Origin of the sequence: Pseudoroseomonas cervicalis ATCC 49957 (assembly GCF_000164635.1) — a bacterium.
Classification (GTDB): Bacteria; Pseudomonadota; Alphaproteobacteria; order Acetobacterales; family Acetobacteraceae; genus Pseudoroseomonas; species Pseudoroseomonas cervicalis.
Genome location: NZ_GG771012.1, coordinates 1 through 1905, shown reverse-complemented (window position 1 = coordinate 1905; position 1905 = coordinate 1). Strand labels below are relative to the sequence as shown.

3 protein-coding genes are annotated in these 1905 nt (G+C 76.2%); 2 read left to right on the top strand and 1 reads right to left on the bottom strand.

Features of this window, described 5'->3' with window-relative positions; all coding sequences use genetic code 11:
• Positions 1–481 (top strand): DUF1501 domain-containing protein (locus HMPREF0731_RS21310; protein ID WP_007006316.1); only part of this gene is annotated, 481 nt, incomplete at its 5' end.
• Positions 482–491: 10 nt separating this feature from the next.
• Here HMPREF0731_RS21310 and HMPREF0731_RS21305 read toward each other — a convergent pair.
• Entirely contained in the window at positions 492–1388 is an 897-nt protein-coding gene (locus HMPREF0731_RS21305; RefSeq protein WP_007006315.1) for a LysR family transcriptional regulator, read from the bottom strand.
• A 106-nt stretch (positions 1389–1494) separates the two neighbouring features.
• On the opposite strand from HMPREF0731_RS21305, the gene HMPREF0731_RS21300 reads away from it, so the two are divergent.
• Positions 1495–1905 (top strand): MFS transporter (locus tag HMPREF0731_RS21300; protein ID WP_007006314.1); only part of this gene is annotated, 411 nt, incomplete at its 3' end.

Genomic DNA, 1905 nt, shown 5'->3' with positions numbered 1-1905 from the left:
GGCCGCCGGGCGGCTGCTGGCCGCCCCCGACGGGCCGCGCGTGGCGGCGCTGGAGATGACCGGCTGGGACACCCATGCCGACCAGCTGCGCCGCATGCTGCCGGTGCTGGGCCAGCTGGATGACGGCCTGGCGGCGCTGCGCACCGCACTCGGCGACAGCTGGCGGCAGACGGCGGTGCTGGTAATGACCGAATTCGGCCGCACCGCCCGCATCAACGGCAATGGCGGCACCGATCACGGCACCGGCGGCGCCGCCTTCCTGGCCGGCGGCGCCATCGCCGGCGGGCGGGTGCTGGCCGATTGGCCGGGCCTCGCCGAAACCCAGCTCTACGAGAAGCGCGACCTGCAGCCGAGCCGCGACCTGCGCGCCTTGGCCAAGGGGCTGCTGCGCGACCATCTGCGCCTGCCGCAGGAGGCGCTGGACCGCGCCTTCCCCGGCGGCGAGGGCATCGCGCCGGAGGCCGGGCTGATCCGCGCCTGAGGCGGCAGGCTCAGCCGCCCGGCTCGGGCCAGGCCTCGGCCGCCAGCGCCACCAGGTCGCGCACCAGGGGCGAAGCCTCGCCAGCGCGCCAGACCAGCGCGTGCACGATGCGCGGCGCCTCGCCCTGCAAGGGCACCAGCACCAGCTCGGGCCCGGCCAGGCTGCGCGAGGTCTCGGGCGCCAGGGCGATGCCGGCGCCGGCCAGCACCAGCCCGCAGGTGGCCAGGAAATCCGGCGCCTCGGCCGCCGCGCGCGGGGTGAAGCCGGCCTGGCGGCATTGCAGCAGGATCTCCTCGCGCAGCGGCATGGGCGGGGCGGGCAGGATCCAGCCCTCCTCCCGCAGCGCGGCGAGCGGCAGGGAGGCGGCGCCGGCGAGCTTATGCCAGGCCGGCAGCAGCGCCCGCATCGGCTCATCCGCCAGCACCCGCCGGGCGAGGTCCGGCACATCCGGCAGCACGCCGCCAAAGGCCAGGTCGATGCGCCGCTCGCGCAGCGCCGCCGGCTGGTCGGGGCTGCTCAGCACGCACATCTCGACCGTGACGCCCGGGCGCGCCGCGCGGTAGCGGCGGATCAGCGCCGGGGCGCCGCCATGCAGCGTCGGCACGCTGAGGCCGATGCGCAGCCGCCCCGCCTCGCCGCGCAGGGTGCGGCGCGTGGTGTCGAGCGCCTGCTCCACCGCCGCCAGCGCCTCCCGCGCCTGGTGCAGCACCGCCTCGCCCAGCGGGGTGGGGGTGACGGGCAGCCGGTCGCGGTGCAGCAGGCGCTGGCCCAGCACATCCTCCAGCCGCCGCACCAGCTGGCTGACCGCCGGCTGGCTGGTGCCCAGGCGCTGCGCGGCGCGGCTGAAGCTGCCCTCCTCGGCGATCGCCACCAGGCAGCGCAGATGCCGCAGCTCGATCCCCTGCATAAGCCCGCCTTATCATGCTGCGCTGAAGCATTATTGGACAGTTTTCCCCCTGTCGAGATGCTGGGCGGGCCGCCGCCATCGCGCGGGCGGCACCAAGGGACAGAGAATGAGCATTTCCACCAGGACGGGCGCCGCCGCGGCGCCGGCCGGCACGCTGCTGCTGCTGATGGCGCTGACCGGGCTCGGCCAGATGGCCACCAACCTCGTGGTGCCCTCGCTCGCCCGCATGGTGGCCGACCTGTCGCTGGAGCTGGAGCAGGCGGGGCTGATCATCTCCGCCCTGCTGCTGGGCATCGGCCTCGGCCAGCTGGTGGTGGGGCCGATGTCCGACCGCCATGGCAGGCGGCCGGTGCTGCTGGCCGGGCTGGTGCTGTATGTGCTGGCCGGCACCGGCGCGGTGCTGGCGGAGAGCGGCACCGGCCTGCTGCTGGCGCGGCTGCTGCAGGGGCTCGGCGCCAGCGCCGGGCTGGCCCTGCCGCGCGCCATCGCCCGCGACCGGTTCGAGGGCGCGCTGTTC